Raw genomic sequence first — 6578 nt, forward strand, 5'->3', positions numbered from 1 at the left:
GTAGCGGCGCTGCTTGAGGATGGAGACCCGCTCGCCGCCCGCCTCGCCGCGCGCCGCCATCAGCCGCAGGCGCCGGTTGATGCGCCGCGCCGCGCCGCCGTGCGTGCCCGACCACCACAGCCAGGCCCCTTCCACCATCAGGATGCAGGCGGCGAACAGCAGCACGGCAAAGCCGTAGAACACCAGGTCCATGCTGTCTCCTATTCGTAGATGCGGTCGGGGTCGAACACCGTGTCGGGCACGGGCGCGCCGAACATGCGCAGGCGCTCCGTGAAGCGCGGCCGCACGCCCGTGGCGCAGAAGTGGCCCAGCACCTTGCCGGCGGCATCGACACCCGTCTGCTCGAAACGAAAAATTTCATGCATGGCGATGATGTCGCCCTCCATGCCCGTCACCTCCTGCAGGCTGACCAGCTTGCGCGCGCCGTCCGTCAGGCGCGACACCTGCATCACCACCGTCACGGCCGAGCAGATCTGCTGGCGCGTGGCGCGCGGCGTCAGGTTCACGTTGGCCATGCCGACCATGTTTTCCAGCCGCGCCAGCGCGTCGCGCGCCGTATTCGAGTGGATGGTCGCCAGCGAACCCTCATGGCCCGTGTTCATCGCCTGCAGCATGTCGAGCGCCTCGGCGCCGCGCACCTCGCCCAGGATGATGCGGTCGGGCCGCATGCGCAGCGCGTTGCGCACCAGCGCGCGCTGGCTCACCTCGCCCTTGCCTTCGATATTGGGCGGCCGCGTTTCCAGGCGCACCACGTGCGGCTGGCGCAGCGCCAGTTCGGCCGCATCCTCGATGGTGACGATGCGCTCGCTGCCGGGAATGAAGCCGGACAGCACGTTGAGCAGGGTCGTCTTGCCGCTGCCCGTGCCGCCCGAGATCAGGATGTTGACCTTCGCCTGCCCCAGCGCCTGCAGCACCTGCACCATGGGCGGCGTCAGGCTTTTGTAGTCGAGCAGGTTGGCAATCGTCAGCGGCTGCACGGCAAAGCGCCGGATCGACAGGATCGGGCCGTCGACGGCCAGCGGCGGGATGATGGCATTGACGCGCGAACCGTCAGGCAGGCGCGCGTCGACCATCGGACTCGATTCATCGACCCTGCGCCCCACGCGCGAGACGATCTTTTCGATGATCTTCATCAGGTGCGCATTGTCGTGGAAGGTCACGTCCGTCAGCTGCAGCCGCCCGCCCCGCTCCACGTACACCTTGTCGCAGGTGTTGACGAGGATGTCGGACACGCTGGCGTCGGCCAGCAAGGGTTCGAGCGGGCCAAAGCCCAGCATCTCGTGCTGGATGTCGAGCACCAGGCTATGCCGCTCGTGCTGGTTCAGCACGATGCGCTCCTCCTCGATCACGCGCTGCACCAGCAGCGCCAGCTCGTGCTTGAACTGCTCGGCCGTCAGGCGCTTCAGCCGTTCCAGGTCGATACGGTCGAGTATCGTCTGGTGCATGGTTTTCTTCAGTTCCTGGTAGGCGTGCAGCGCCAGCGCGCCTTGCCCGTTGCTGGCGGGGCGCACCGTTTCATTCGCTGCCAGACGTTCGCGTAAAGTCATCTCGGCTCCCATGATGGCTCCCGGCGGGAGCCTTGTCGTACTCCACCTGCCGCCCGTCACGCCTCGCTGCGGCTGAACAGGCGGTCGAACAGGCCGCGGCTTTCCATCACGCGGCGCGCCGTCACCAGTTCCACCAGTTCGGTCAGGCTTCGCGCCACGGCGCTGGTGCGCGACAGCTGCAGCAGCGGGATGCCCTGGTTGACGGAGTCGGTGGCGGCGATGTAATCGTTGGGCACCGTGTGCACCACTTCCGCGCCCAGCGCCTGCTCCAGGTCCGCCAGGCGCAGGCGCCCGCCCTTTTCATAGCGGTTGACGATCAGGCGCAGGCGCTCGCCCGGATAGCCGAGCGAGCGGAAAATGTCGAGCAGGCGGCGCCCGTCGCGGATGTCGGGCAAGGCCAGCTGCAGCACCGGATAGATGGCGTCGGCGTTGTCGAGCGCGCGCAGCGACAGCGCATCGATCTGGCGCCCCACGTCGAGGACGATGTAGTCGTAGTGCTGGCGCGCCACGGCCAGGATGCGGTCCATGTGCTCGGGCTGCATGTCGACCTTGTGCGCGGGGTCGTCGGCCGCCGCCAGCACGCCGAAGTTTGGCGTCACGTGCACCAGGCACGAGGCGAGAAAGGCGCCGTCCATGCGCGCGATCTGCGCGCAGATGTCGGACAGGGTCATGGCCGGCTTCTGGTCCGAGACATACAGGGTGGCGTCGCCGAACTGGCCGTGCAGGTCGATCAGCAGCACCTTGCAGCCGGCCAGGCTGGCCAGCGCGTAGGAAAAATTCGTCGACAAAAAGGTGGCGCCGCTGCCGCCCTTGCACGAGATGAAGGCGAGCACTTTGCCGTCGCGCATCTGCGTCACGCCGGCCTGGATATCGACCCGGTCCATCGCCTCGTGAAAGGCCTTGTGCACCAGCGGCAGCTGCAGCACTTCGCGCATGCCGGCGCGCATGGCGCGGATCAGCACATCCTGCTGCTGGCCGCGCGTGAGCAGCATCAGCACGGCCAGCGGATACTGGCGCGCCAGGCGTTCGAGCAGGTCGGCTTCATCGGCGTCGATGCCGCTGGCGTCGACGATCACCAGCTCGGGCGCCTCGGGCAGCATGCGCTCGACGGCGTCGCGCAGGCCGCTGCGCCGTTCCAGCAGGCGCAGCACGGGCATGCGCGCCGCGCCCTGCGCCGCGATTTCATCGTGCAAGCTGGCGTCGCGGCTAATCATCAAGGCTTTCATCGCACTTCCTCGCTTCTTTCAGGTCTACACAGTCCGCTGCGCCGCCACGCGGCGCTCAGGGACAGGAATTCGGATTGCCCGGATAGCCCAGCGACTCGGCCGCCACCATGGTGGCGCCGTCGGGCAGGCGCACGGCTCCCGCACCGGAGGGAAACATCACCTCCAGCAGCGGCAGGATGGGCCGGTACGGCACGCTTTCGCAGCGCGCGCCAACGCCGGGCACGCACAGGCGCGCGCGCACGAAACGGATGCAGCTGGCGCCATGCGGATTGTCGATGCAATTGATGCGGTTGCGCTGCGGACAGCCTGGCATCACGCCGACCGGCAGCGCCGCCAGCGCCGCGCCGCTGTCGGCCAGCGACAGATAATCGATGCGCACATACGCGTCGCTGATGCCGCCGCCGAGCGGCAGCGCGCCCGGCGCGGCGCGCAGCACGGCTTGCGCGCGCACGGCCTGCAGCGCGCCGGCATTGGTGAAATCGGTGACGGCCGCGCCGCGCGCGGCGCGCCGGGTGATCTCGTGCACCATATTCCACAGATACACGGCGCGCGCCACTTCCAGCATGGCGAACAGGAACAGGAAGAACAGCAGCGCCAGCATGGCGAACTCGACGGCAAAAACGCCGCCCTGGCGCTGCCGCTGGAGAGGCCGGTTAATTAACATAGCGCAAGGTCGCATTCGCACGCAAGGGGATAGGCGCCAGCTGCGGCAGCCACGCGCGCGCCAGGTCGGGCAGGAAGGTGACGGGCATGTCCACGGCAACCTTGATGCGCACCTGCAGCGGCGCCGTCGGGTAGTTGCCGCAGCTATAAAAGTCATCGTTGTAAATGCAATCCACATTGACTTTTTCGCTGCCCATGCCGGGCCAGGATTCCGCCATCGCCTCGACCACCATGTGCCGCGCAAACACGGTGTTTTTCGCCGCCGCATCGGTACTGACCATCTGCGACAGCGGCAAGGTGGCCAGATAGCGCGCCGCATCATGCGTGCTTTTCTGCAAGACCGTGTACGCCAGGAACGCGCGGCCGAACAGCAGCACGACGGGCAGCAGTCCCATGAAGAACACCATGATCAGCGCCAGCTCGATGGCGGCCACGCCGTCCTGGCGACGGGGCCTGCGGCAAGGCGGCCTCATTGCAGCAGCTCCGCGGGACTGCCCAGCGCCTGCTCGGGCACGATGCCGGCAAATTCAGCGCTCAGCATGCCATTGCTGGCCGGCGCCGTCATGAAGAAGCGGCCGATGCCGCGTACCTGGGCCAGCACGTCGCTGCCGGCCGGCACAGGACAGGCCAGCAAGGCGATATGCAGCAGGCGCCGCTGCGCCACGCCCGTGTTGCCGCTCGGCGCAGTCTGGAAACCCAGCGTCAGGTAGGGAGTGCTGCTGGCGGGATAGACGGACTTGGCGGCGGGCGCGGCCGGGGTGGCCGGATACAGCCTGGGCCAGTCGCTGGTGGCAAACGGCAGATAGCCGCCGGGCGGCTTGACGCTGCTGTACTTCGCCGCCCGGGCAAACGACCACAGCGGCCCGTAACTGCCGACGGCGGGCGGCGTCGCATTCGATTCCGGGTCGGCCACGGACAGCAGCGGGTTGCCGGTGCTCAGCGCGCTGGGAGCGTCGGGCGTATTCGTCATCCACCAGTTCGCGGCTGCGTTCGGAAACGGGCGGATGCTCGCGTCGGGCGGCGCCGTGACGGCATCGCAGCCGCTGCCCAGCTGGTTGAAGCGCGCATTGAAGGCTGGCCACAGCGCCGCGGGAAAGGGCCGGTGCACGTGCACTTGCGCGCTGCCGATGCGCGGGAACAGCACGCTGCCCGAGCAGACGAAGGGCAGGATGGCGGCATCGCTGACCTGCGCCGACGCGCCCACCGTCCCCGGCTGGCCCAGCGGATTGAGCACGAAATGCTCGGCCGTGGCGCCCTGCGGGTTGAGCTTCAACAGGTTATACGCCACGCCGCGGCGAAAGCCATATTCGAGCAGTTCGACGGCCGGCAGCAGCGCCGCATTCGCGCGCGGGCTGGCCGCGCTGGACGACAGCGCGCAAATGGCCAGCGGCGTCAGGGTCAGGCCGGTACGCCCGGCGACGGCGCGCGCCCCCGTGTCAAGCGTGCGCAGGGCCGGCGACCAGGCACCCAGGAACGCCGTCGCCACCCGGCCCAGCGCCGGTTCGTTGGCCTGCGTATCGACGCGCACGAACAGCGCCCTGGCGGGATCGGGCACGGCGCCGGCCACATGCCACTCGCTGGCGGACGCGTCGGGCGCTGCCGCGAAACGGATGCTGGCGTCCGACAGGATGGCGCCCTCCATGCGGCGCCGGTACGCGCTGCGGTCGGCCGCGCTGCTCTTGGCCTTCGCCACGGCGTTGGCCAGCCCCTCGGACGTGCCCGCCAGTTCCGCCGCGGCCGCCAGCGCCGCGTTGTCGGCCAGGTTCTGCAGCTCCGTCCTGCGGCCGATGACCTGCCCCACGTCGAGCGCCAGGCCGATAAAGCCCAGCACGACGATGAGCAGGATGGAAAAGGCGATCAGCATCGCCCCGCGCTGGCCCTGGCGTCTATTTGCCATTGCCGCCTCCCAGCATGAATTGCACCGGCTGCGGCGCCTGGCCGTTCGGTTCGACGAACGAGGCGCGGTAGCGCTGCATGACGGCCTGCGCGCTGGGCCCGTCGAGCCCGTCGGCGGGCTGGCGCGTGCCTGCGCTGGCCGGATAGCGCACCTGCTGCGCCATGGCCACGCGCACGGCGTCGCCAAAGCGCCCGTCCAGCTGCGGCGTGCTGCTGTGCGCGCAAGCGGCCAGCAGCACGGCCAGCGGCAGCGCCGCCAGGCGCCGCAGCGATATCAGGAACGAGTTCGGCATGGCGTATCTCCCCGTCTCATTTCAGCTCGAAACCATTGGCCGCGCGCAATGGCGGCACGGGCGGCGGCAAGGATGCGGGCAGCGGCCCTTCCATCTTGCCGCGCAACATCAAGTCCGTGCGCGAGGGCGGCGCCAGCTGCGCCGTCGGCAGCACGACGTCCGCCGGCAAGGGTTTTACCAGGTGCGCGGTAATGACAAACAGCAATTCCGTGCGGTCATGCTGGAAGTCCGTGCTGCGGAACAGCGCGCCGAGAATCGGCACTTCGCTGAGCCAGGGCAAGCCCGTAATGTTGCTCACCTGGTTATTCTTGATCAAGCCGCCGATGGCGTAGCTCTGGCCGTCATACAGCTGCACCGTGGTCGACGCGCGCCGCGTGGTAATGACGGGCAAAATCGAGCGCCCGCTGACGCCGGCGGCGGAAATGCCCACCCCTTCGCGCGACAGTTCCGACACTTCCGGCGCCACCTTCAGATTGATGCGCCCGCCCGCCAGCACGGTCGGCGTAAAGCGCAGGCCGACGCCATATTCGCGCTCTTCCAGCGTGATCTTGTTGTTGTCCTGGCCGACGGGGATGAAGATCTTGCCGCCGGCCAGAAAACTCCCCTCCTGCCCGCTGATCGCCATCACCGTCGGCTCGGCCAGGATGCGCACCAGGCCATCCTGCTTCTGCGCCTCGATGGTCAGCTGCTGGCCATTCGACTTGCGCACGTCGAGCAAGCCGTTGGCCGTGCCGCTGAGGAAGTTCGACAGCAGGGTGGTGGCCCAGCTGCCGGAGGCCAGGCGCAGGGTGGCGCCCACTTCCAGCCGCTCCAGCAGGGACTTCGACACTTCGGCGATCTGCACGGCCAGCATCACCTGCTGCGGCGCGCTGACGTCGAGCATGTTGATGATGCGGCTGCCCGCGCCGCCCGTGCCGGCGCCGGGCGCGGCGGCGGCCAGCGCCGGCTGGGCG

The 6578-nt window shown here is 68.6% G+C and carries 7 protein-coding genes and 1 pseudogene; all 8 read right to left on the bottom strand.

Annotated features, from left to right (window positions below; genetic code table 11):
• Window positions 1-192 (bottom strand): annotated as a pseudogene (locus CBW50_RS27795) (pilus assembly protein TadB); the annotation flags it as partial.
• Window positions 193-200: 8 nt separating this feature from the next.
• Window positions 201-1547, bottom strand: coding sequence for a CpaF family protein (locus CBW50_RS27800; protein WP_086148489.1), 1347 nt, complete (start codon window positions 1545-1547; stop codon window positions 201-203).
• Window positions 1548-1603: 56 nt separating this feature from the next.
• Complete coding sequence (locus tag CBW50_RS27805) at window positions 1604-2773, bottom strand: AAA family ATPase (protein WP_086148490.1); 1170 nt, start codon at window positions 2771-2773, stop codon at window positions 1604-1606.
• Between the two features lie 55 nt (window positions 2774-2828).
• Window positions 2829-3437: a TadE/TadG family type IV pilus assembly protein gene (locus CBW50_RS27810; protein ID WP_157792487.1), complete on the bottom strand. Its 609-nt coding sequence runs from the start codon at window positions 3435-3437 to the stop codon at window positions 2829-2831.
• Window positions 3427-3909 carry a TadE/TadG family type IV pilus assembly protein gene (locus tag CBW50_RS29190; RefSeq protein WP_139842681.1) on the bottom strand — a complete coding sequence of 161 codons (483 nt, stop codon included), beginning with the start codon at window positions 3907-3909 and terminating at the stop codon, window positions 3427-3429. Before CBW50_RS29190 ends, CBW50_RS27810 begins: the two co-directional genes overlap by 11 nt.
• Window positions 3906-5333, bottom strand: a complete 1428-nt coding sequence (locus CBW50_RS27815; RefSeq protein ID WP_086148492.1) for a pilus assembly protein TadG-related protein — start codon at window positions 5331-5333, stop codon at window positions 3906-3908. The genes CBW50_RS29190 and CBW50_RS27815 overlap by 4 nt, the downstream gene beginning before the upstream one ends.
• Entirely contained in the window at window positions 5323-5625 is a 303-nt protein-coding gene (locus CBW50_RS27820; RefSeq protein ID WP_086148493.1) for a hypothetical protein, read from the bottom strand. The genes CBW50_RS27815 and CBW50_RS27820 overlap by 11 nt, the downstream gene beginning before the upstream one ends.
• Window positions 5626-5641: 16 nt before the next feature.
• A partial coding sequence (locus tag CBW50_RS27825; RefSeq protein WP_367301838.1) for a type II and III secretion system protein family protein occupies window positions 5642-6578 on the bottom strand: 937 nt, incomplete at its 5' end.

It is taken from the genome of Janthinobacterium sp. GW458P (assembly GCF_002127585.1).
Classification (GTDB): domain Bacteria; phylum Pseudomonadota; class Gammaproteobacteria; order Burkholderiales; family Burkholderiaceae_D; genus Janthinobacterium.

What these genes read in the sequence shown, in the direction of transcription:
- CBW50_RS27815 (WP_086148492.1), bottom strand. Translation starts at nt 5,333, where the DNA reads ATGGCAAATAGACGCCAGGGCCAGCGCGGGGCGATGCTGATCGCCTTT.
- CBW50_RS29190 (WP_139842681.1), bottom strand. Translation starts at nt 3,909, where the DNA reads ATGAGGCCGCCTTGCCGCAGGCCCCGTCGCCAGGACGGCGTGGCCGCC.
- CBW50_RS27810 (WP_157792487.1), bottom strand. Translation starts at nt 3,437, where the DNA reads ATGTTAATTAACCGGCCTCTCCAGCGGCAGCGCCAGGGCGGCGTTTTT.
- CBW50_RS27800 (WP_086148489.1), bottom strand. Translation starts at nt 1,547, where the DNA reads ATGACTTTACGCGAACGTCTGGCAGCGAATGAAACGGTGCGCCCCGCC.
- CBW50_RS27820 (WP_086148493.1), bottom strand. Translation starts at nt 5,625, where the DNA reads ATGCCGAACTCGTTCCTGATATCGCTGCGGCGCCTGGCGGCGCTGCCG.
- CBW50_RS27805 (WP_086148490.1), bottom strand. Translation starts at nt 2,773, where the DNA reads ATGAAAGCCTTGATGATTAGCCGCGACGCCAGCTTGCACGATGAAATC.